This is a genomic window from Cohnella sp. AR92 (assembly GCF_003990975.1).
GTDB lineage: Bacteria > Bacillota > Bacilli > Paenibacillales > Paenibacillaceae > Cohnella.
In genome coordinates this window covers 347,580-370,936 of record NZ_RZJR01000008.1, presented here as the reverse complement: position 1 = coordinate 370,936, position 23,357 = coordinate 347,580, and the positions used below count along the sequence as shown (strand labels likewise).

Genomic DNA, 23,357 nt, shown 5'->3' with positions numbered 1-23,357 from the left:
GGGATAAGCTAGCTGCTTCGCTAATAGCGGAGATTGGGGATGCAAAGCAGTTTGAAGATCCAAAACAGTTAGTTGCCTACGCAGGGCTGGATCCGAGTGTGCATAGTTCAGGTCAATTCGTAGCGTCCAGCACTCGCATCACCAAACGCGGCTCTAAACGGCTACGACGCGCACTGTATTTGGCTGTACAATGCGGTATAAGAGGAAGTACGAACGAAAGGCTACGAGCGTACTATGATAAGAAAAGACAAGAGGGCAAGCCCTACAAGGTGACGGTGATTGCTTGCGCCAACAAGCTATTGCATCACATATACGCCATCTTGAAGAAGGGCACGCCCTACACCGCATAATCCATATTTAACCAACATCCTCCGAGCCAACGGAGGTTATTTGGCATGTACAGAATTATAACAAGGTTTTTTCCTAAGACCAAGACGCCAAAGCTTGACAAACATTAGCTGGTTTTTAGTGCTTAGGGAAGACGCAGGCTGCTTTTAAAGGGGCAAGGCCTCGCATAACCTGTGTTATAATGCAAGTGCAGTCACGTAATGACGAAGAGGGCGTGAGAGGCTAGATGTCGCTGAATATCCATCAATTGCACATATTCTATACCGTTGCCGAGCGAGGCAGCTTCTCGGCCGCCGCGCAGACGCTGCATATGACCCAGCCCGCCGTAACGATGCAGATCCAGGCGCTTGAAGAGCGCTTCGGCGTCAAGCTGCTGCATCGGTCGACGAAGAAGCTGGAGCTGACCGAAGCGGGTCACTGTTTGCTGCCGCAAGCGCGCAAAGCATTCGATCTCATGAAAGAGACCGATTTTCTAATGGCCAAATATGTGGAGAACCTGAAGGGAAGGCTGAATTTCGCGGCGAGCCTTACGATCGGGGAGTACGTGCTCCCGAGACTGCTCGGTTCCTTCCTTAAACGATATCCTGAAGTATTGGTCAGCATGCAGGTGATGAACACCTCGGATATCGTCGAAGCCATCGCCAATCAAGGCTTGGCGTTCGGCCTCGTGGAAGCTTCGACCGACGACGAAAGCGTCGTTACCGAGCCCGTCATGAACGACGAATTGATGCTGATCGTCCCTAGTTCCCACCCCTTCGCTTCTCGCGAAGAAGTCGCCTTGAAGGAGCTGATCGCGGAGCCGCTGGTGCTGCGCGAACGGGGCTCCGGAACGAGGCAGGTGCTGGTGGAAGAGCTGGCACGTCGAGGCGTTCGGGAGGAGAGCCTGCGAATCGTCAGCGACTTCGGAAGCAACGGGGCGGTGAAGTCGGCGGTTCAAGCGGGGCTGGGCCTATCGGTTCTGTCGGTATGGTCGATCAAGAACGAAGCGGCGTTAGGGCTGCTGAAGCCTGTCCGCATCCAAGGCGTGACGTTCCAACGCCAATTCTACGCCGTGCGCTCCAAGTCCTCGGATTTGCCGATGCAGGCGGAAGTGCTACTTGATTATATAAGGGGATTATCGAATGAACCAAGCTGATCTTCATACGCATACGACGGCGTCGGACGGATTGCATCGCCCGTCGGAGAACGTTCGAATGGCCAAGGAAGCCGGCCTGGCGGGCATCGCGATTACCGATCACGATACGGTGGCGGGTGTCGAAGAAGCGTTGCGGGAAGGAGAGAGGCTTGGAATCGTCGTCGTTCCGGGCGTCGAGATCAGCACGGCTTACGAAGGCACTGAGATCCATGTGCTGGGCTATTACATGAACATCCAAGACCCTCTCTTTCTCGCCAGGCTGGCCGACCAGCGGAAGGTTCGGGACAGCCGCAACGAAGGAATCCTGAACAGGCTGGGCGAGCTTGGCATACCGGTGACGATGGAGGAGCTTAGGGAGATTGCCGGCCGGGATGACAACCCGGACGAGACGATCGGGCGGCCTCACATCGCCGACGCGCTCGTTAAGCGGGGAGTCGTCGGCAGCATCCAGGAAGCGTTCGATCGGTATCTGGCCAAGGGACGCGCCGCCTATGTCGATCCTCCGCCTCGCATTACGCCGATGGAAGCTTACGACTGGATCAGGGAAGCGGGCGGCGCGGCGATCGTCGCCCATCCGGGACTGTACCGCAAGGAGGAGCTGGCCGAGATCCTTCTCGACGGCGGAGCGGACGGCGTCGAGGCTTACCACTCCGACCATTCTCCGGAGCAAGCCGAGCGGTACCGCCAGCTCGCGATCGCCCGGGGCAAGATCGTAACCGGGGGATCGGACTTCCATGGCGCGCGCAAGGGAGGCGTCTATCACGGCCCGATCGGCAACCGGACGGTAGACATCTCCGTTCTGGAGCGGCTCAAGGCGGCTGCTCGATGAGAGCGTTCGAGGCAAGGGGGAGATAGTCGAATATTTCGACTATCTCACTGCACGATGCCGTGTAGGAGGCCCCGATTCGAATATATCGACTATCTCGCTGCTTAATGCCATGTAAGAGGCTCCGATAGTCGAATATATCGACTATCTCGCTGCTTAATGCCATGTAAGAGGCCCCAATAGTCGAATATTTCGATTATCTCGCTGTTTAATGCCATGTAAGAGGCTCCGATAGTCGAATATTTCGACTATCTCGCTGCTTAATGTCATGTAAGAGGCCCCGATAGTCGAATATTTCGACTATCTCGCTGCGCAATGCCATGTAAGAGGCCCCGATAGTCGAATATTTCGACTATCTCGCTGCATAACTTCGCGTCCAAGGCTCCGGCAGCTAGCATTCCGTCTACTCCGCTCGATGAGGGCATGCGAGGCGGGAGTTATTGAACGGAAGTCAATAACTCGAATCCATTCCTGCTACCAGCTAAAAAAAGGATGTCCGTAAAGTCGATTTTGAACGACTTGGCGGACATCCTTTTGCACTTTTAAGGCTGCTTCACGACGGAGGCGAGGCCGCGGATCGTTTCCTCGTCCGGCGTGACGAACAGCGTCTTCTGGCCTTCGTAGATAACGAAGCCCGGCTTGGCGCCGTTCGGCTTGCGAACGAGGCGAATCTTCGTGTAATCGACGGGGACGCTGCTCGATTCCTTGGCTTTGCTGTAGTAGGCGGCCAGCAGCGCGGCTTCCCGCAGGGTATCTTCCCCGTAGTCGGCGCCGCGGATCAGCACGTGGGAGCCGGGGATGTCCTTTGTGTGCAGCCACGTATCGTTCGGGTGCCCCAGCCGGTTCGTGACGTAATCGTTCTGCGTGTTGTTCTTGCCCACGTAGATCGGGATTCCTTCGCTCGAAGTGTAGCAGAGCAGGAACGGGCGATCGTTCCGCTTCTTCTTCGCGCCCTTGCGCGAGCTGCGGAAGCGCAGGTAGCCTTGTTCCATGAGCTCCTCCCGAATCTCCTCGATATCCGAAGGAGTCGCGGTCTGCAGTCCCTGAAGCACGGATTCGAGGTAGCGAATCTCCTCTTGGGTCGCAGAGATCTGCTCGATCACGACCGATCGGCTGTTCTTCAGCTTGTTGTACTTGCGGAAGTAGCGCTGCAGGTTCTCGTTCGGAGTCAGCAGCGGGTCCAGCTTGATCGTGAGCAGCGGCTGCTCTTCCTCGTAGTAATCGGTCACCTCGATCTGCTTGTCCCCGCGTTGGATCAGATGAAGATGCGCGGTCAGAAGCTCGCCGATCTTGCGGTATTGATCCGCCCCGCTGGCTTCCTGCAGCGTCTCGTCCAGCTTCTCCAGCTTCTTCTCGTTCTTCGCGGTCTCGTTCTGAAGCATCCTGGCCAGGTCGGTCGTCCGTTGGCGGACGAGGTCTCGCTCCGCCTTGTCCCCGTAGTAGCTGTCGAGACATTCGTTAGCGGTCTCGTATGGCGTTCGCTTGCCCTCCAGATGAGTCAGCTCCGCGACGGAGAAGCTGGACTTGCCATCCTCCGTCTCCACGATGGACGGGAAGTAAGCGTGCTCCCGGAAGCGGTCCATCATCCCGCGGAAAATCGGCCATAGCCGTTCCGAACTTCCATCGGCTCGATAGACGATCTCTTTGGCGAGCAGAGGGCTGATCCCGGTGTACGCGTTCACGAGCGCTTGCTCAAGCGCGCGCTTGCCCGAGTCGGAAGCGTTCCCGGCCGAGGCCTCCTCCATAGCATCCCGGAATTGCTCCGGCGTCTCCGCGTCCAGCGGATTCCGCTTGCCCTGGGCGGGAGGCGCGACATAAGGCGTGCCTGGCATGACGATCCGATAGCTGCTGATCGCCGGGGTGACGTGGCGAATGCCGTCGTGGATCAGGCCGGTCGCCGGATCGTGCAGGATCAGGTTGCTGTGGCGGCCCATGATCTCGAGCGTCAGGCGCTTGATGGAGAGATCGCCGAGCTCGTCGCGATGGCGGATATCCAGCTCGACCACGCGCTCCAGGCCGTCCTGGCGAATCTCTTCGATGATTCCGCCTTCGCAATGCTTGCGCAGCAGCATGCAGAACATGGGAGGCTCCTGCGGATTCTCCCACGACTTCTCCGTGACATGGATTCGCGGCATGGAAGGGTGCGCGGACAGCAGAAGCTTCTTCCCGAAGCCTTGGCCGCGGACGTGCAGGACGATCTCGTTCTCGGTAGGTTGATAGATTTTATGAATTCGCGCGCCGGCCAGAGCCTGCAGCTCATGGGTCAAGGCGCGGGTAACGAAGCCGTCGAGCGACATGTGGCATTACTCCCGATATGATGCAGAATTCGGATGCGATCCGTCCTCCTATGATGACACAGTTGCCGCCAAAGGAAAAGCGCGAAGCATTATCGAGGGGGATATTTCCCGGCTTGTCTGAATACACATAGGGGAGAACGGCTGTCCTAGCCTTATGGGCAGCGGATTTGCGGGAGGGGATGACCGTCGTGGAATCGAAAGCCTGGCACCAGCAAAGCGAACACGAATTGGCACAGACGCTTGGCACGGATGTAAGGAGGGGGCTGTCGCCGGAGGAGGCGGCAGCGAGGCTGCAAAGCCACGGGCTGAATGAACTGTCGGAACAGAAAGGGGAGTCTCCCCTCAAGCTTCTGCTGAACCAGTTCAAGGATTTTATGGTGCTCGTGCTGGCTGGCGCGACCGTAATCTCCGGCCTGCTCGGGGAGATGCTCGATGCGCTGACGATTATCGCGATCATCGTGCTGAACGGCTTGCTCGGCTTCTATCAGGAATACCGGGCGGAGCGTTCGCTCAAAGCCCTCAAAGCGTTGTCGGCGCCGAACGCGAAGGTCATTCGCGGCGGATCGCTCGAGGTGGTTCCGGCCCGCGAGCTCGTTCCCGGCGATCTCGTCCTGCTGGAGAGCGGCGACCGGGTGCCGGCGGATCTTCGCCTGATCGAGAGCAACCAGTGCACGATCGAAGAGGCGGCGCTTACGGGGGAATCCGTGCCGGTGGCTAAGGTGGCGGGGGCCTTGTCCGCGCCGGAGCTTCCGCTGGGCGACCGCAAGAATTGCGGTTACCTCGGGACGATGGTGACCCGGGGGACGGCCAAGGGCGTCGTTACCGTGACGGGCATGGCGACCGAGATGGGCAAGATCGCCGATCTCATCCAGCAGACGGAGGAGGCGGAGACTCCTCTTCAGAAGAGGCTGGAGCAGCTGGGCAAGATTCTGATCGTCCTTGCTCTGGCGTTGACGGTTGTCGTCGTTCTCGCCGGGGTGCTGCACGGACAGGAGATGTACGGCATGTTCCTGGCCGGGGTCAGCCTGGCCGTGGCGGCCATTCCCGAGGGGCTTCCCGCGATCGTCACGATCGCGCTTGCCCTTGGGGTCCAGAGGATGATCAAGCGGCGCGCCATCGTGCGCAAACTTCCTTCCGTCGAGACGCTCGGGTGCGCTTCGGTCATTTGCTCGGACAAGACGGGCACGCTGACCCAGAACAAGATGACGGTTACCCGGCTGTGGCTCGGCGGGAGGACGATAGACGTCAGCGGGGAAGGGTACGAGCCGACGGGGCAGTTCACGGAGAGCGGAAGGACTGTCGACAGCAAGGGGGATGCATCGCTCAAGCGGCTGACCCAAGTCGCGGCCTTGTGCAACAACGCCGAGCTGAAGGAAGAGAATCCGGAAGATTCGCGCAAAAAGAAGACGGCGAAGGAAGAAGAGGCGGCGGTCGTCCAGCATTGGAACGTGAAGGGCGATCCGACCGAAGGGGCCTTGCTCGTGCTCGCCGCCAAGTCCGGAGTGTCGCGGTCCTCTATCGACAGCCTGTATCCGAGAGTCTCGGAGTTCCCGTTCGACGCGGAGCGGAAGCGGATGTCGGTCGTCGTCTCCCATCAGGGCGGACGGCTGCTGTGCACCAAAGGCGCTCCCGACATGCTGATCGAGAAGTGCTCGTACATTCTATGGGAAGGCAACGTCGTTCCGTTCACGGGCACGCTCCGCGGCAAGGTGCTGCAAGCGAACGAGGCGATGGCGAGCGACGCCCTCCGCGTCCTCGGCTTCGCTTACCGCGATCTCAAGCCGAACGAATCCTGCGAATCGGATGAGCAGGCCGAGAAAGGCCTAATCTTCATCGGGCTGACCGGAATGATCGATCCTCCTCGGCGCGAGGTGTTCGACGCCGTCGTCAAGTGCCGCCAAGCCGGCATCAAGACGGTCATGATCACGGGAGACCATCGCACGACCGCGGAGGCGATCGCCCGGACGCTCGGCATCCTGCCGCGCGACGGCAAGGTCTTGAGCGGAACGGATCTGTCCGCCATGGACGACGCCCAGCTCGATAAGGTAGCCGACGACGTGTACGTCTATGCCCGAGTGTCTCCCGAGCACAAGCTGCGAATCGTTCAGTCGCTGCAGCGCAACGGGCATATCGTCGCGATGACCGGAGACGGAGTCAATGACGCCCCCGCGGTCAAAGCGGCGGACATCGGCATCGCGATGGGCATCACCGGGACCGACGTGACCAAGGAAGCTTCGGCGTTCGTGCTCGCGGACGATAATTTCGCTTCCATCGTCAGCGCCGTCGAGGAAGGACGGGGCATCTACGAGAACATTCGCAAGTTCATCCGCTACCTGCTCGCTTCGAATGTCGGCGAGATTCTCACGATGTTCATCGCGATGATGCTGGCCATGCCGCTGCCGCTCGTTCCGATCCAGATCCTGTGGGTCAACCTCGTCACCGACGGGCTGCCGGCCATGGCGCTCGGCGTCGACCAGGCCGAGAACGACCTGATGAGGCACAAGCCTCGCTCGGCGAAGGAGAGCATCTTCGCGCGCCGGCTGGGCTGGAAGATTATCAGCCGGGGCATTCTGATCGGGATCTGCACGCTCGCGGCATTCGCCCTTACCCTTGGCGGCACGACGGGGACGGGAGACAAGCTGGTTCACGCGCAGACCGTCGCTTTCGCAACTCTCGTGCTAGCCCAGCTTATTCACGTCTTCGACTGCCGCAGCTCGCGCTCGATTTTCCACCGCCGCTTCTTCGAGAACAAATTCCTGGTGCTTGCGGTGCTGTCTTCGCTTCTGCTTCTGCTGGCCGTTCTGTACGTCGAGCCGCTGCAGCCGATCTTCAAGACCGTTCCGCTTCATCTTCGCGATTGGGCGCTCGTCTTCGTCGCCGCCGGCATCCCGACCTTCGCGATGGGCATCGGCAGCGTCTGGGGCTCCTCGCGCCGCCGTCGCCGCACGAATCGAATCTCCTACGGCAACTCGCAGACTCGTCCGGTAATCCGTTAAACGGCAAGCATGCAAGAGGCCTTCCCGGCTCTGTCCCGGGAGGGCTTCTTCCTCTTTGCGCTCCGATTGACCGCCATTAATCAAATAGTGCAAATAAAACCGCGTTTCCTATATGCGCAAAAAATAGGGGATGAGGTATGATAGTGTACCAGAAGGACAAACGCGGCAAGCTTGAGGGGGATTTATCGATGCAATTTACGAAAATGAACGGATTGGGCAACGACTTCATCGTCGTGAACGGGGAGAAGGAGCTTCCCGCCAACGCGTCCGAGCTGGCGGTCAAGCTGTGCAATCGCTTCTTCGGAATCGGAGCGGACGGGCTCGTCTACATCCTTCCTTCCGAGAAGGCGGACTTCAAGATGAGGATCATCAACTCCGACGGCTCGGAGGCGGAGCAATGCGGGAACGCGATTCGCTGCGTCGCCAAGTACGTCTACGATAACGGCTTGATCGACCGGACGGCCATCTCGATCGAGACGATCGGCGCCGGCGTGCAGCCGCTGCAGCTGACGGTAGAGAACGGCAAGACCAGCCTCGTGCGCGTCGATATGGGGGCGCCGATCCTGAACGGCCTGGACGTGCCGACGACCGTGGACGCGAATCCGGTCATCGGGCACAAGGTCGAGATCGACGGACGGGAATTCGCCTTCACCGCCGTCTCCATGGGCAATCCGCACGCGGTCATCTACGTAGATGACGCGGTGAACTTCGAGCTGGCGAAGTGGGGACCTAAGCTCGAGACGCATCCGCTCTTCCCGCGCAAGATCAACGTGGAATTCGCCAAGGTGAACACGCGTGGGCAAGTGGACATGCGGGTATGGGAACGCGGCGCGGGCCCTACGCTGGCATGCGGCACCGGCGCGTGCGCGACGCTCGTCTCTTCCGTTCTGAACGGCCTTACCGACCGCAAGGCGACCATCTCCCTCGCGGGCGGGGACCTGTTCATCGAATGGAGCGAGGAAGACAACCATGTCTATATGACGGGACCGGCCGAGATCGTCTTCCAAGGCCTGGTGTAATCCGAATCGAATAGCAGCCACTCCGGCAGAAGGGGGAGCTAGCGGGGAATCGGCTTGAAGCCGTTCGTCCTGCGGGCTTGCCCCTTCTTTGGTTTAAGAGAATTGTCGGCTCGGCTCGATAAATGCAAGATAATTGCGCGCTTCCCAGGGGCAAAGGATGGCGCCCTCTTGTCCGTGCCGCGTTTTTCAAGTAAAATAGGTCAATATGGCTTGCAACTCGGACTCATGCTGCACTTGCGCGTTGGCCGTTTGCTCTATTTGTATCCAAGTCCCGCAGTATGCAAGGGGTCGCCGTTGGCAACACTGTTGCATAGTTTGGTAGCCCGGAGCTGCTTGCGAGGAATGACCGGAGGGAAAAGTTGCATGGCGATCAAACTGATCAACATCGGTTTTGGCAACATCGTGTCAGCGAATCGCATTATATCCATCGTAAGCCCGGAATCGGCGCCGATTAAGAGAATCATCCAAGAAGCGCGTGACCGGCACATGCTGATCGATGCTACCTATGGTCGTCGTACTCGCGCCGTAATCATCACCGACAGCGATCACGTGATCCTGTCAGCCGTCCAACCGGAAACGGTCGCGCACCGTTTGTCCACCAAGGACGACGAACATGACGAATGAATTGGGGAAGTCCATGAACAGAGGTTTGCTAATTGTACTATCAGGCCCTTCGGGCGTCGGCAAGGGAACGGTATGCGCCGCGTTACGCCGCAGGATGCCGGAGCTTATCTATTCGGTATCCGCCACGACTCGCGCTCCCCGCGCCGGCGAAGTAGACGGAGTGAACTACTTCTTCAAGTCGAAGGAGCAGTTCCTGGATATGATCGCCCGCGACGCTCTGCTTGAGCATGCGGAATACGTCGGCAACTACTACGGCACTCCGCGCGAATTCGTAGAGAAGACGCTGTCCGAGGGCAAAGATATCATTCTGGAGATAGAAGTTCAGGGAGCTCTCAAGGTCAAGGAGAAGTTCGACGAAGGCGTGTTCGTTTTCCTTCTTCCTCCTTCCCTCGGCGAACTCGAACAACGCATCGTCGGCCGCGGAACCGAGACGAAGGACAAGATCGACCATCGCCTGTCCGTCGCCGTTGAAGAGATGAATTTGCTGAATCGATACGACTACGCGGTCTTCAACGACGAGATCGACCTGGCCTGCAGCCGGATCCAGGCGATCATTACGGCGGAGCATTGCAAGCGCGAGAGAATTCAGCATGAGCTGTTCGACGAGCTGAAGAGCTTGGCGGCAGCCAATAACGGATCGGAGAGATAAGAAGATGCTATATCCATCGATTGATGAACTGGTACGCAAGGTAGACAGCAAGTATACGCTCGTCGTCGCCGCTTCCAAGCGGGCAAGAGGGCTTAGAGAAGGCAAGGAGTCGCAGCTTGTGGCTCCGAAGGCGCACAAATACGTCGGCGTCGCGCTGGAAGAGATCTACCACGACTTCGTAACCGTAGAAGCGCTCAAAGCGGACTAAAGCTTCATAATCTTCGAGAAAAGAACAACCCGCGCGGTTGTTTTTTTTCTCGGTTATTCGGAATTTACGCGTTTTAAGCTGGTGTAATCCGGGGGGAGGAAAGCTTGTGGGGAACATACTGGAAGGCAAGACGATCGTGCTCGGCATCACGGGAGGGATCGCCGCGTACAAAGCGGCGACGCTGTGCAGCCGGCTCGTCTCCCATGGGGCGCAGGTTCGCGTGATCATGACCGAAGGGGCGACGAAGTTCATCTCGCCGCTGACGCTTCAGACGCTGTCCCGCCATCCCGTGGCGACGGACACCTTCGACGAGCATGATGCTTCCGTCGTTCAGCATATCGATCTGGCGGACGCGGCCGATCTGGTCGTCGTCGCTCCCGCGACCGCGAACATAATCGCCAAGATGGCGCACGGCCTGGCGGACGACATGCTTAGCACGACGCTGCTCGCGACGACGGCGCCGGTGCTGATCGCGCCCGCGATGAACGTCCATATGCTGCAGCACCCGGCCGTCCAAGGCAATCTGGAGGTCCTTGGCTCGCGAGGGATTAGCTTCGTCGAGTCCGGCACGGGCCAATTGGCTTGCGGATATGTCGGCAAGGGGCGTCTGGCCGAACCGGACGAGATCGTCGAAGTCATTATCGGCATGCTGGCGGGGCGCAAGCCGCTTGCCGGACGGAAGGTGCTGGTGACGGCGGGAGGTACGATCGAACGTCTTGACCCCGTTCGATACATCACGAACGATTCCTCCGGGAAGATGGGCTTCGCTCTGGCGGAAGCGGCGAGAGACCTCGGCGCCGACGTTACGTTAGTCTGCGCCCGAACGGACGGTCCTCCGCCCGCCGGCGTGACCGTCGTGAAGACGCCGTCCGCGGAAGAGATGCTGGCGGCCGTCATGGAGCGTTTGCCGGACATGGACGCGGTGTTCAAAGCGGCGGCCGTCGCCGATTATCGGCCGGCCGAGAAGCGGGAGAACAAGATGAAGAAAGGGCCGGAGACGATGACGCTCGAGCTCGTGCGCAACCCGGACATCCTTCAAGAGATCGGCAACTGGAAGCAGGCGAACGGCGGGGCGCGCCGGACTCCGTTCGTGGTCGGCTTCGCGGCGGAGACGACGGACGTGGAGCGGCATGCGCTGGACAAGCTGGCCCGCAAGCGCTGCGACCTGCTCGTGGCCAACGACGTGTCGCAGGAAGGCGCCGGCTTCGGCTCCGATACGAATATCGTGAACGTGTACGGCGCGGAAGGGCTTGTGCTCTCCCTCGCCCGGCAGCCGAAGCGCCTGATCGCCGAGCAGCTATGGCAGCTGATCTCGCGGCGGGCGGCTTGGGCGCCGGAGCGCTCCGAAGGGGCGGGCCCTCTATGACGGCAGCCCGCGTCATCGTCGACGTGCCGAGCCGGGATACCGATCGGCCGTTCGACTATTCGATCCCGGACCGGCTGCGCGATTGGGTCGAGGTCGGCAGCCGGGTGGCCGTGCCCTTCGGCAGCCGCACGCTGCAAGGCATCGTCGTCGAGCTGACGGACGATCCGGACGTGGACCGGAGCCGGCTCAAAGCCCTGATCGACGTGCTCGACGCCTTGCCTCCCTTGTCGGCCGAGCTGGTCGAGCTTGGGGAATGGATGAGCAGGCGGTGGATCTGCCCGCTGACCGTCGCCCTTCAGGCGATGCTGCCGTCCGCGCTCAAGGGCAAGGCGGAGAAATACATAGCCTTGGCGTACGGACGGGCTTGGCCGGCGGAGGAGCTTCTTGCGGACAGCGCCTTCCGGCAACTGCTGGAGAAGGGCGCGCCCGTGAAGCTCTCGTACCTGCTTCAGCATTATCCGCACGAAGCGGAGACGATCAAGCGGATGCTGAAGAACGGAGCGCTGATGGAGACCCAGAAGGTTGAGGACCGCCTATCCGTACGGACGGTTCTGACGGTATTCCCTCCTTCGGAAGACGAGCTGAAGGCGAGCATTCGGGAATTGGGCAAGAAGGCGCCGAAACAGCGGGAGGCGTTGGAATTCCTAATCGCGCATCCGCAGCCGATTGCCCAGCAGCAGCTGGCCGAAGCGGTCGGCACGACGGTCGGGACGGTGAAGGCGCTGGCGGACAAGGGCTGGATCGAGATTCGTCCGGTGGCGGAGGATCGCGACCCTTACGCCGGCCGTTCCTTCACTCCGACGGCTCCGATGAAGCTGACCGAGGCGCAATACGCGGCATACGGGCCGATCGCGCAAGCGATCGCCGAGGAACGGCACGAAGTGTTTCTGCTGCACGGCGTGACCGGCAGCGGCAAGACGGAGATCTACCTGCAATCGATCCAGCGATGCCTGGAGCTGGGCAAAGAAGCCATCGTGCTCGTGCCCGAGATCGCCTTGACGCCGCAGATGGTCGAACGGTTCAAGGGGAGATTCGGGGAGAGAGTCGCCGTGATGCACAGTCGGCTCTCGAACGGGGAACGGTACGACGAATGGCGCAAGATTCGCGAAGGACGCGCTCAGGTCGTCGTCGGCGCAAGGTCGGCGATCTTCGCCCCGTTCGGCCGGATCGGCCTCATCGTCATCGACGAAGAGCACGAGACGACTTATAAGCAAGAAGAGAGTCCGAAGTACCACGCCAGGGACGTGGCCGCGGAGCGGGCCCGCCTTCACGGCGCGGCCGTCGTGCTCGGCTCGGCGACCCCTTCGCTCGAGACTTATTCGGCCGCGGTCGGGCCCTATGACCGGGACACGGCTTCCGGACGCTCCTGGGATCCGGTCTACGTGCCGCTGCCGGAACGGGTGGCGGCTCGTCCTCTGCCGAAGGTCAGCATCGTTGACATGCGGGAGGAGCTGAAGCTCGGCAACCGGGCGATGTTCAGCCGCGCGCTCGCGCAAGCGATCGAGGAGAGGCTGGAGCGGCAGGAGCAGATGGTGCTGCTTCTGAATCGAAGGGGCTATTCGACCTTCGTGATGTGCCGCTCCTGCGGCTATACGGCGAACTGCCCGCACTGCGACATCGCGCTTACTTACCACCGGGGCTCCCAGAATCTGCGCTGCCACTACTGCGGCTACGCGGAACGGGAGCCGGACGCGTGCCCGTCCTGCCAGAGCCCGCACATCCGGTTCTTCGGGACGGGAACGCAGAAGGTGGAGGAGGCTCTCGCCCAGTCGTTCCCCGGCATCCGCGTCATTCGGATGGACGTCGATACGACGACGGAGAAGGGCTCGCACGAGAAGTGGCTGACCCAGTTCCGCGAGCGCAAGGCCGACGTGCTGCTGGGTACGCAGATGGTCGCCAAAGGGCTTGATTTTCCGCATGTGACTCTCGTTGGCGTTCTAGCGGCCGACTCGGCCCTGAAGCTGCCGGATTTCCGCTCTCCGGAGAGAACGTTCCAGCTGCTCACTCAGGTAGCGGGCCGCGCCGGCCGCCACGAGCTTCCCGGGGAGGTCATTATCCAGACTTACGAGCCGGAGCATCCGTGCATCGCCACGGTCGAACGTCACGACTATGCCGGCTTTACGGAACAGGAGCTGCGTCACCGGCGAGTCCTGGGCTATCCTCCGTTCGGCAGGCTGATCACGATCACCTTCACCCACGAGCAGGTTCCCCTGCTGCATACGCTAGGGGAGTCGTTCGCTTCGAAGCTTCGCGCGCGGGCGGCGGCGGAAGGCGTTCGCCAGACCGTCGCGAGCGGAACGGGAGTGTCGCTGGAGGTGCTCGGTCCGGTTCCTTCGCCGATTCCGAGGCTGAAGGATCGCTACCGGTATCAATGTATGGTAAAATATCGGGGAGAAGTCGACGCGGTCGGCTGGACGTCCGCCGTGCTGCGGGAGCTGTCGGAGACGGCGAAGCGCTCCGGCGCGACGGTCAGCGTGGACGTCGACCCTCAGATGATGTTATAGAATATACTTTCGTATCTCTTAATAAAGGAATGATGATAGCATGGCCATTCGCCTTATTGTGAAGCACCCGGACGACGTCCTGCGCGAGCCGGCGAAGGAAGTCACCAAATTCAACTCGAACCTGCACAAGCTGCTCGACGACATGGCGGACACGATGTACGAGGCAGACGGCGTCGGCCTCGCCGCTCCGCAGGTCGGCATCTCGAAGCGGGTCATCGTCGTGGATGCGGACGAAGAGCATGGATTGGTCGAGCTCGTGAACCCGGAGCTCGTCTCCAAGGAAGGCGAGCAATTCGGACCGGAGGGCTGTCTCAGCATTCCCGGGCTGCAAGGCGACGTACGCCGCGCTCTCCGGGTAACCGTGCGAGGCCAGGATCGCAACGGCAATCCCGTCGAGTACTCGGGCAGCGATCTGTTCGCGCGCGCGCTGCAGCATGAGATCGATCACTTGAACGGCGTCCTGTTTATCGACCTGGCGGAATCGGTCTACGAGCGGAAGGCGGTTCCGGAGCAAGGCGGGGAATAAGATGAGAATCGTATTTATGGGAACGCCGGAATTCGCCGTTCCTTCGCTTCAGGCTCTGTTGGACGGAGGGTATGACGTGGTCGGGGTCGTGACCCAGCCGGACCGCCCGAAGGGGCGGAAGCGGGAGCTGACTCCTCCGCCGGTCAAGGTCGTCGCCTTGGAGCGCGGCCTGCCGGTGCTTCAGCCCGAACGGCTTCGCGCGCCGGAGGCGGTTGAAGAAGTGAAGGCGCTGCGGCCGGACCTGATCGTGACGGCCGCTTACGGCCAGATTCTGCCGAAGTCCCTGTTGGAAGCGCCGAAGCTGGGCTGCGTGAACGTCCACGGATCTCTGTTGCCGCGGTACCGCGGAGGGGCTCCGATCCAGCGCTCGATCATCAACGGCGAGAGCGTGACCGGCGTTACCCTCATGTTCATGGCCGCGGGGCTGGACACGGGGGATATGATCGACCGCGTCGAGGTTCCGATCGAGGACGGGGATACGTCCGGCACGATGTTCGAGAAGCTGAGCCTCGCGGGCTCGAAGCTGCTGCTGCAATGGCTGCCTAGCCTGGAAGCGGGCACGGCTCCCCGGGAGGTGCAGGACGAGTCGCTGGCGACATTCGCCTCCAACCTTACGAGAGACGATGAGCGGCTCCATTGGGAGCAGGATTCCCGGTCGCTGTTCAACCGGGTTAGAGGCCTCTACCCGATGGCCGGAGGCTTCACGTACTTAAACGGAGAAGTGTTCAAGGTATGGGGCTGCCGCGCGCCGGAGGAAGCGGACCGGGAGCTGGCCGCCGAGTGGGAAGCCGAAGCGCCGGGTACGGTGCTGCAGACCGGCCCGTTCGGCATTCGCGTCCGGACCGGCGACGGGAGTCTGGTACTGACGGAAGTGCAGCCGGCAGGCAAGAAGGCGCTGCCCGCTGCGGACTATGCGAGGGGGGCAAGGCTTGCCCCGGGTACGGTGCTCGGTTAGTCGAGCGCCGTATTTTGCGTTTGAGGGGTTCGCTCTTGCTGTGGCTATACTAGGAAGAGCGAGGATAAGAGGCAGGCTGTGCGCCTGCCGCAATCGGAGCGTGTAAGAGATGAGTCAATCAGAAGACAAGAAGAACAAAGGCTTTCATCGCAAGACGCCGGTCGGACCGCGCGAAGCGGCGCTGGCCGTGCTTCAGCGGGTCGATCAAGAGGGAGCCTACAGCGGCTTGGAATTGAACCGGGTGCTGACGGACGCCCGCTTGTCCCGTCCGGATGCCGCGCTCGCGACGGAGATCGTCTACGGGACGATCCAGCGGCTTCAGACGATCGACTTCGTTCTGAAGGGCCGAGTCAAGGGCTGGCCGAGAAAAGTGGAGCCTTGGGTGCGAAGCTTGCTGCGTCTTAGCTATTACCAGCTGCGATGGCTGGATCGCGTTCCCGCGCACGCGGTAACGGACGAAGCGGTTCGAATCGCGAAGAAGAGAGGGCATGCGGGCATCGCTGGACTGGTGAACGGCGTGCTGCGCGGCCTCCTTCGGGAGGGATTGATTCCGGCGCTGCCCGCCGGATTAAGCGCCGCGGAGAGAATCTCTCTCGAGCACAGCTATCCCGAATGGCTCGTTCGGAGATGGATCGGCGTCTACGGGGAGGAGACGGCGGAAGCGCTGTGCGAAGCGGGCAACGAGCCGCCGCAAGGCTCCGCCCGGGTTAACGTCGCAAGAACGACGCGCGAGGCGATTCTCGAGCAGATGAACGCGAAGGAGATCTATGCGAAGCCTTCCAAGCTCGCTCCGGCGGGCATCGTGGCTTCGCGGGCCGGCAGCCTGGCGGCAACGGATTGGTACCGCGACGGGCTTCTGACGGTGCAGGACGAGAGCTCGATGCTGGTCGCGGCGGTCGCCGACCCGAAGCCGGGGGCGAAAGTGCTGGATTGCTGCGCCGCGCCGGGCGGGAAGACGACCCATCTGGCGGAGCTGATGGGCAACTCGGGCGAAGTGCTGGCCAACGACATTCATCCGCACAAGGAACAGCTGATCGCGCAGCAGGCGGAGCGTCTCGGCCTGAGCTGCGTCCGGACGATGACGGGGGATGCAGCCGAGCTGCCCGACCGTCTTCCGGCGAATGCCATGGACGTCGTGCTGCTCGACGCCCCTTGCTCCGGCCTCGGCGTCATCCGCCGCAAGCCCGAGATCAAGTGGAACAAGCACGAGGAAGACATCGGCAGCCTGGCCAAGCTGCAAGCGGAGCTTCTCGAGAAGGTGCACGGACTGGTGAAGCCGGGCGGTACGCTCGTGTACAGCACGTGCACGATCGCCCGGGAAGAAAATGAAGACGCGGTGGCCGGATTCCTGAAGAAGCATCCGAATTATATACTGGATGCGGATTGGCCTTCCGAGATCGTAGAGGCGCTTAAGGCAGGCCATGCGCTGCCGGAGCCGTTCTCGGGAATGGTCCAGCTGCTTCCGCATCAGTTCGGGAGCGACGGCTTCTTCATCGCCAAGCTGAAGAGGCTGGAGTAGGAGGAAGCAGGCGGGAACGGGCCGCTCAGGCCGCGGAACTTTTCGAGCCGGACGGTCGATAGGAATGGAAGCCGGGCATCGAACCGGAGGACGAACGGGACTTCGAACTGAAACCGGATTGTCGAGCCCGAACCCGCGCCGGGCCGGGATTTGCGGCGCAGAGCCTCTCCCTTCTTCCGGAAGGGCGTTTGTGATAAAATAGATCGAACGGTGGTGACACATATGGACAAACAAGAACTTAAGGGTTTGGACAGCAAATTAAATTACAAGCCGGACAAACCATTTATTTACGATTATTCGCTTGAACAACTCCAGGATTGGGTCAAGGAGCAAGGCGAGTCGGCGTTCCGCGCCGGACAGATATTCGATTGGCTTTATGTGAAGCGGGTGGCGTCCTTCGAGGAGATGACGAACCTGCCGAAGGCGTTCCGCGACAAGCTGGCCGATGCGTTCGCTTTCGTGACGTTGAACGAGATTACGAAGTTCCAATCCAAGGACGGCACGGTCAAGTTCCTGTTCGGCCTGCATGACGATCATGCGATCGAGACGGTCCTCATGCGGCACAACTACGGGAACAGCGTGTGCGTCACGACGCAGGTCGGCTGCCGAATCGGCTGCACGTTCTGCGCGTCCACGTTGGGAGGCTTGAAGCGCAACCTGACGGCGGGAGAGATCGTCGCCCAGGTCGTGCAGTCGCAGCGCCTGCTCGACGCGGAAGGCGAGCGGGTATCGAGCATCGTGATCATGGGCTCGGGCGAGCCGTTCGAGAACTACGACAACATGATGACGTTCCTGCGTTTGATGACGCATCCGAAGGGCCTCAATATCGGGCAGCGCCATATCACGGTGTCCACGAGCGGCATCGTGCCCAACATCTATCGCTTCGCGGACGAGAACACGCAGATCAGCCTCGCGATCTCGATCCATGCGCCGAACGACGAGCTTCGCTCGAAGCTGATGCCGGTCAACCGCCGCTTCCGCTTCAACGAAGTGATGGACGCTTGCAAATATTATATCGAGAAGACAGGCCGCCGCCTGACGTTCGAGTACGCGTTGATCGGAGGCGTGAACGACCGTCCCGAGCATGCGGAGGAGCTGGGCGACCTGCTGCAAGGAATGCTCTGCCACGTAAACCTGATCCCGGTCAACTATGTTCCGGAGAGGAATTACGTGCGAACTCCTCGCGACGACATCTTCGAGTTCCAGCGCATTCTGGAGCGCAAGAAGATCAACGCTACCATCCGCCGGGAACAAGGCCACGACATCGCGGCAGCCTGCGGCCAGCTTCGCGCGAAGCATACGGAAGAGAAAGAGAAGCGGGAGAAGGAGAAAGAGGCTCAGGCGAGGTGATCGTTGTGAAAACGGCAATGCGGAGTCATGTTGGCAAAATAAGGCAAGTGAACGAGGATAACGCTTGGGTGGATCGGATCGAGCACGGGCTGATCGCGGCGGTCGTGGCAGACGGAATGGGCGGCCACAAAGCCGGGGAGATCGCGAGCGGCTTGACCGTCGAGAGCGTAGTCGCTTCCTTGTCGTCCTGGCAAGAGGACGTAGAGGCGGCGGATGCCGAGGATCGGCTGAAGGAGCTAATTCGCAAGGCGAATTCGGTCGTCTTCGAGACAGCCTCGGGCAACGACCAATATTCCAATATGGGGACGACGATCGTGCTGGCGCTTCTGAACCGGAACGCCGGCTTGATCGGCCATATCGGCGACAGCCGGGCTTACCTACTGCGGGACGGCGAGCTCGCACAGCTGACGGAAGACCATACGCTGGTGCAGGAGCTGACCAAGTCGGGGCAGCTGAGCCCGGAGGAAGCGGCCAATCATCCGAGGCGCAACGTGCTCCTTCGCGCGCTAGGCACGGATCGCAGCGTCGAAGTCGACGTTCGCCGTTTCGACTGGCTGCCCGGGGATCGGTTGCTTCTCTGCAGCGACGGGCTTAGCTCCCTGGTCGAGGATGCGCTCATCCGAGACACGTTAAGCGAAACGAATGACACTCTGGAGCAGAAGGCGGAGAAGCTGATCGCGCTTGCGCTGATTGCCGGAGGAGACGACAACGTCACGGTAGTGCTTGTCGATTACGAGATAGACGATGTCGTCGGTGGAGGAGGAAAGGCATGATCGGACATACGCTCGGGGGACGGTATGAACTGCTGGACCGCGTCGGCGGAGGCGGAATGGCCCTCGTATACAAGGCTCGGGACATCCTGCTGAACCGCTTCGTAGCCGTCAAAGTATTGCGTCAGCAATTCATGCACGACGAGGATTTCGTTCGTCGGTTTCGCCGCGAGGCTCAAGCGGCGGCTTCCTTGTCTCACCCGAATATCGTCAGCATCTATGACGTCGGCCAAGAGGCGGACACGCATTACATCATCATGGAATTCATCGACGGCAATAACCTGAACGAAATCATACGCGACAGGGCGCCGCTCCAGGTCGAGGAAGCGGTGCGCATCGCCGCGCAGATCGCCGACGCGCTGGATCACGCCCATCATAATCAAATTATCCATCGCGACATCAAGCCGCATAACATCCTGATCGGCAAGAACGGAAGAGTCAAGGTTACGGACTTCGGCATCGCGCGCGCGGTGACGACCTCGACCATCACCCAGACGGGCTCGGTGCTCGGCTCCGTGCATTATTTCTCTCCCGAACACGCCAAAGGCGTCAGCACCGGAGAGAAGTCTGATATCTACTCGCTCGGGATCGTTCTGTACCAGATGCTGACGGGCAGGCTGCCGTTCCTCGGCGAGAGCCCGATCAGCGTCGCGCTTAAGCATCTGCAGGACCCGTTCGAACGGCCGAAGCAGGTGAATCCTCATATTCCGCAGAGCGTCGAGAACATTATTCTCAAAGCCATGCGCAAAAATCCGCACGAGAGGTATCCTACCGCGAAGCTCATGCTTCAGGATCTGGAGACCTGCCTCCTGCCGCAGCGCCTGCACGAGCCGCCGATCCAGTTCCCTAGCGATTCGGACGAGGACGACGGCGAGCAGACTCGCGTCATTCCCGCGCTGAAGCCGGACATGAGAATGTCCGGCGAGGAGACCATCGTCAAGAAGGACGAGAAGTGGGACGAAGCGGAAGACCGCAAGCGAAGATGGGTCGCTCCTACCGTATTCGCGGTCGTTGCCGTCCTGCTGATCGGCATCCTGATCTGGGCCGTGATGGCGCTTAAGGGCCAGTTGAGCCCGAAGGACGTAGAGATCCCTCTCGTTGTCGGCAAGCACTACGAAGATGCGAAAGCGGAGCTGCTCGCGGCGGGCCTTAACGTTCTGGAGCCTTATCCGGAGGAGCCTAGCCCCGACGTGCCTGCCGGCGACGTTATTAAGCAAGACAAGCAGGACATGAAAGTGAAGGAAGGCGCGACGATCACCTTGACCGTAAGCACGGGACCGGAGCTGTCGGCGATGCCGACGCTGACGGACATCTCCTACGAAGACGCCGTCGCTCAATTGAACGATCTGGGAATCACCGAGGACCGGATCACGAAGAAGCCGGTGAACGACAAGAGCGAAGCGGGAACCGTTCTGAAGCAGGAGCCCGCCTCCGGCGAGAACTTCGATCCGAAGACGGTAACCGTTACTCTGACGGTGAGCGAAGGGCTGGCGCCTTTCCCTATGCCGAATTTGATCGGCTCGACGCTAGATGAAGCTAAGGTTACCATCCTGCAGAACGATCTGGTTCTGCAAGATGCGGATATTCATTATGAGGCTAACTATACGACCAAAGGCAAAATCTTCAAGCAGTACCCGGCGGAGCAGGGAGAGATGGTGACGGCGGGCGATAAGATCCAGATCTGGATCAGCAGCGGCTATCCGGCAGACTCGAAGCAGAGAACGTACAACGTTTACGTATCTCCGGCGCTCGAGGGAGAGACCAGCACGATCGTGATCAAGATTTCGGACGCCCGCGGCGACGACATCGAGTGGGGAACGAAGAAGATCAAGACGTCGCAGACCTACCCGGTTACTCTGGTGCTTGCGCCTAACACGAACGGCAAAATCTCGATTTACCGCAACGGCGATCTGATCGATGAAGAGCCGATTCCGTACGAAGACATTCCGGCTTCCCACGAGATTAATCCGCCGGAGCCGTCGAAGCCGGTCGATAGCGGCGGCACGGATGGCGGCACGGGCACGACGGACGGCGTAACGGATCCGGGCGGCAGCGATGCGCCCGCCGACAATTCACAGAATTAGGGAGTTTTTCGATGCCCCAAGGGATCATCTATAAAGCGCTTAGCGGCTACTATTACGTCGAGTCGGAAGACGGCCAGTCGGTGCAGTGCCGCGCGAGAGGCATTTTCAAGAAACGCGGACAATCCCCGCTGGTCGGGGACCGCGTCGTCTTCAGCGATACGGAGAACGGGGAGGGAGCGATCGAAGAGCTTCTTCCCCGCGCCTCCGAGCTGATCCGCCCTCCGGTATCGAACGTGGATCAGGCCGTGCTCGTATTCTCGGTCATACGACCGGAGCTCAATCTGCAGCTCTTGGACAAATTCCTCGTTCATATCGAACATACGGGGCTGGATACGCTGATCGTCTTCACCAAGCTGGACGCGATGGAAGCCTCGGAGGACAGCGAGCGTATCCGGGCGGACGTCGAAGCGGCCAGAAGCCTCTACGAATCGATCGGCTACGACACCATGCTCGTCAGCTCCAAGCAAGGCGAAGGAATCGAACCGCTCAGAGCCAAGCTGGCCGGGCGCGTCAGCGTCTTCGCGGGTCAATCCGGCGTGGGCAAGTCCTCGCTGGTGAATGCGCTCGTTCCGGGTCTGGAGCTCGAGACCAACGAGATCAGCGAGAAGCTGGGACGCGGCAAGCATACGACCCGTCACGTCGAGCTCATTCGGCTCGAGGGAAGCGGCTTCGTCGCGGATACGCCGGGATTCAGCCAACTGGACTTCGCGGAGCTCGGCATCGAGGAGATCGGCTCGTGCTTCAAGGAATTCCGCGAGTTGTCGGGCGGGTGCAAGTTCAGAGGCTGCACGCACATTCACGAACCGAATTGCGCGGTCAAGGAAGCCGTTGAACGAGGCGAAGCGGCGTCCAGCCGCTACGAGCATTACGCCGGCTTCATGACGGAGTGGAGAGAGAACAGACGGAGGTATTGAAAAGTATGACGATCGTAGCACCTTCCATCCTGTCGGCCGACTTCGCTCGGCTGGGAGAGGACGTTCGCGATGCGGAACGCTGCGGCGCGGACTGGATTCACATCGATATCATGGATGGCCAATTCGTGCCGAACCTGACGTTCGGACCGCCGGTTGTCGGCGCCATCCGTTCCTATACGAGCCTTCCGTTCGACGTCCACCTGATGGTGAACACGCCGGAGAAGCTTTTCGACGATCTCAAGGCGGCGGGCGCGGATCGGATCACGGTCCATGCCGAGGCATGCCTTCATCTTCACCGCACGATCCATGCGATTCGCGAGCTGGGCATCAAAGCGGGAGTAGCGTTGAACCCGCATACTCCGTTGTCCGTATTGGATCACGTGATGGAGGATATCGACCTGGCGCTTATCATGACGGTCAATCCCGGCTTTGGGGGCCAGTCGTTCATCCCGGCCATGCTGCCGAAGATCCGCGACCTGCGCGGCCGTCTGGACGCGAGAGGCCTGAGCGGGGTTCACATCGAGGTGGACGGCGGAATCAACGGGGAGACGGCGAGTCTCGTCGTCCAAGCGGGGGCCGACGCCCTGGTCGCCGGCAACTATATTTACGGCAATGGCGACCGGTCATCCGCGATTTCGACTTTGAAGAACGCGAAGGCGTGAAAATTCTCTTTTCCTGTCCGGACTAGGACAAACGTCATCCTGCATATATTGGATTAACAGCGCGTGCAGGCGATTGGCGCGTTCGTGCGTTCAGCTGCGGGGGACGCTTTAGGTCCGGAGGAGGGTGGAGGATGAAGTTCTATACCATCAAGCTGCCGAAGTTTCTGGGCGGTTTCGTTAAAGCGATTCTCAACACGTTCCAGAAAAACTAAAGCCTCCGTGGAACCCGCGGTTCCCGGAGGCTCCGGCTTAGCCGGGAGACGCATGCAAGCATAAGGCGCAATAACAAAGAGCACTTGGGAGACCAAGTGCTCTTTGTTATTACGTCGTGCATATCCGTATTCAGAAGCATTGTGCTTAAAATCGCAGTTAAGTGGAATTAAACGCGAGTCACTTGACCGGACTTCAGGGCGCGGGTGCTGACGTAAACACGTTTCGGTTTACCATTCACCAGAATGCGCACTTTCTGCACATTGACTCCCCAAGAACGACGGTTATGGTTGTTAGCGTGAGATACGTTGTTTCCGGATCCGGGCTTCTTCCCCGTGATGTAACATTTGCGAGCCATTAAATCCACCTCCCTACCAAGACCTTGCAGACACTTT

21 protein-coding genes are annotated in these 23,357 nt (G+C 60.3%); 19 read left to right on the top strand and 2 right to left on the bottom strand.

What is annotated here, in order from left to right; translation table 11 throughout:
- From ELR57_RS15620 to ELR57_RS15610, 3 genes are all read left to right on the top strand, one after another.
- A partial coding sequence (locus ELR57_RS15620) for a transposase (RefSeq protein WP_148125553.1) occupies positions 1-350 on the top strand: 350 nt, incomplete at its 5' end.
- Between the two features lie 224 nt (positions 351-574).
- Entirely contained in the window at positions 575-1,483 is a 909-nt protein-coding gene (locus tag ELR57_RS15615; protein ID WP_126960017.1) for a selenium metabolism-associated LysR family transcriptional regulator, read from the top strand.
- Positions 1,470-2,312, top strand: a complete 843-nt coding sequence (locus ELR57_RS15610) for a PHP domain-containing protein (protein ID WP_126960016.1) — start codon at positions 1,470-1,472, stop codon at positions 2,310-2,312. Before ELR57_RS15615 ends, ELR57_RS15610 begins: the two co-directional genes overlap by 14 nt.
- Before the next feature lie 539 nt (positions 2,313-2,851).
- On the opposite strand, the gene ELR57_RS15605 is transcribed toward ELR57_RS15610, so the two are convergent.
- Positions 2,852-4,606 carry an Rqc2 family fibronectin-binding protein gene (locus ELR57_RS15605; RefSeq protein ID WP_126960015.1) on the bottom strand — a complete coding sequence of 585 codons (1,755 nt, stop codon included), beginning with the start codon at positions 4,604-4,606 and terminating at the stop codon, positions 2,852-2,854.
- Positions 4,607-4,794: 188 nt separating this feature from the next.
- On the opposite strand from ELR57_RS15605, the gene ELR57_RS15600 reads away from it, so the two are divergent.
- From ELR57_RS15600 to spoVM, 16 genes are all read left to right on the top strand, one after another.
- Complete coding sequence (locus ELR57_RS15600) at positions 4,795-7,602, top strand: calcium-translocating P-type ATPase, SERCA-type (RefSeq protein WP_370452277.1); 2,808 nt, start codon at positions 4,795-4,797, stop codon at positions 7,600-7,602.
- A gap of 188 nt (positions 7,603-7,790) precedes the next feature.
- Positions 7,791-8,621, top strand: a complete 831-nt coding sequence (gene dapF / locus ELR57_RS15595; RefSeq protein ID WP_126960013.1) for a diaminopimelate epimerase — start codon at positions 7,791-7,793, stop codon at positions 8,619-8,621.
- A 363-nt stretch (positions 8,622-8,984) separates the two neighbouring features.
- Entirely contained in the window at positions 8,985-9,245 is a 261-nt protein-coding gene (gene remA, locus ELR57_RS15590) for an extracellular matrix/biofilm regulator RemA (protein WP_027084220.1), read from the top strand.
- Between the two features lie 13 nt (positions 9,246-9,258).
- Positions 9,259-9,894 (top strand): guanylate kinase, encoded by a 636-nt coding sequence (gene gmk, locus ELR57_RS15585; protein ID WP_126960037.1) that lies wholly within the window; start codon positions 9,259-9,261, stop codon positions 9,892-9,894.
- A 4-nt stretch (positions 9,895-9,898) separates the two neighbouring features.
- Positions 9,899-10,102 (top strand): DNA-directed RNA polymerase subunit omega, encoded by a 204-nt coding sequence (gene rpoZ, locus ELR57_RS15580; protein ID WP_126960012.1) that lies wholly within the window; start codon positions 9,899-9,901, stop codon positions 10,100-10,102.
- Between the two features lie 115 nt (positions 10,103-10,217).
- Positions 10,218-11,468, top strand: a complete 1,251-nt coding sequence (coaBC, locus tag ELR57_RS15575; RefSeq protein ID WP_126960036.1) for a bifunctional phosphopantothenoylcysteine decarboxylase/phosphopantothenate--cysteine ligase CoaBC — start codon at positions 10,218-10,220, stop codon at positions 11,466-11,468.
- Complete coding sequence (gene priA / locus ELR57_RS15570) at positions 11,465-13,972, top strand: primosomal protein N' (protein WP_126960011.1); 2,508 nt, start codon at positions 11,465-11,467, stop codon at positions 13,970-13,972. The genes coaBC and priA overlap by 4 nt, the downstream gene beginning before the upstream one ends.
- Before the next feature lie 40 nt (positions 13,973-14,012).
- Positions 14,013-14,498, top strand: coding sequence for a peptide deformylase (gene def, locus ELR57_RS15565; protein WP_126960010.1), 486 nt, complete (start codon positions 14,013-14,015; stop codon positions 14,496-14,498).
- 1 nt (position 14,499) lies between these two features.
- A complete protein-coding gene (gene fmt, locus ELR57_RS15560; RefSeq protein WP_126960009.1) occupies positions 14,500-15,453 on the top strand; it encodes a methionyl-tRNA formyltransferase in 954 nt (317 codons plus the stop codon).
- Between the two features lie 109 nt (positions 15,454-15,562).
- The gene (rsmB, locus tag ELR57_RS15555) at positions 15,563-16,972 is read left to right on the top strand and encodes a 16S rRNA (cytosine(967)-C(5))-methyltransferase RsmB (RefSeq protein ID WP_126960008.1); all 1,410 of its coding nucleotides are present in this window, start codon (positions 15,563-15,565) and stop codon (positions 16,970-16,972) included.
- A 222-nt stretch (positions 16,973-17,194) separates the two neighbouring features.
- Entirely contained in the window at positions 17,195-18,322 is a 1,128-nt protein-coding gene (gene rlmN / locus ELR57_RS15550; protein WP_126960007.1) for a dual-specificity RNA methyltransferase RlmN, read from the top strand.
- A 5-nt stretch (positions 18,323-18,327) separates the two neighbouring features.
- A complete protein-coding gene (locus ELR57_RS15545; RefSeq protein ID WP_238162545.1) occupies positions 18,328-19,095 on the top strand; it encodes a Stp1/IreP family PP2C-type Ser/Thr phosphatase in 768 nt (255 codons plus the stop codon).
- Positions 19,092-21,176, top strand: coding sequence for a Stk1 family PASTA domain-containing Ser/Thr kinase (gene pknB / locus ELR57_RS15540; protein WP_126960006.1), 2,085 nt, complete (start codon positions 19,092-19,094; stop codon positions 21,174-21,176). The genes ELR57_RS15545 and pknB overlap by 4 nt, the downstream gene beginning before the upstream one ends.
- 11 nt (positions 21,177-21,187) lie before the next feature.
- Positions 21,188-22,090 carry a ribosome small subunit-dependent GTPase A gene (rsgA, locus tag ELR57_RS15535; RefSeq protein WP_126960005.1) on the top strand — a complete coding sequence of 301 codons (903 nt, stop codon included), beginning with the start codon at positions 21,188-21,190 and terminating at the stop codon, positions 22,088-22,090.
- A 5-nt stretch (positions 22,091-22,095) separates the two neighbouring features.
- Entirely contained in the window at positions 22,096-22,752 is a 657-nt protein-coding gene (gene rpe, locus ELR57_RS15530) for a ribulose-phosphate 3-epimerase (protein WP_126960004.1), read from the top strand.
- 131 nt (positions 22,753-22,883) lie between these two features.
- Positions 22,884-22,964, top strand: a complete 81-nt coding sequence (gene spoVM / locus ELR57_RS15525) for a stage V sporulation protein SpoVM (protein WP_010345573.1) — start codon at positions 22,884-22,886, stop codon at positions 22,962-22,964.
- Positions 22,965-23,131: 167 nt separating this feature from the next.
- On the opposite strand, the gene rpmB is transcribed toward spoVM, so the two are convergent.
- Complete coding sequence (rpmB, locus tag ELR57_RS15520) at positions 23,132-23,320, bottom strand: 50S ribosomal protein L28 (protein WP_126960003.1); 189 nt, start codon at positions 23,318-23,320, stop codon at positions 23,132-23,134.
- Positions 23,321-23,357 lie beyond the last annotated feature (37 nt).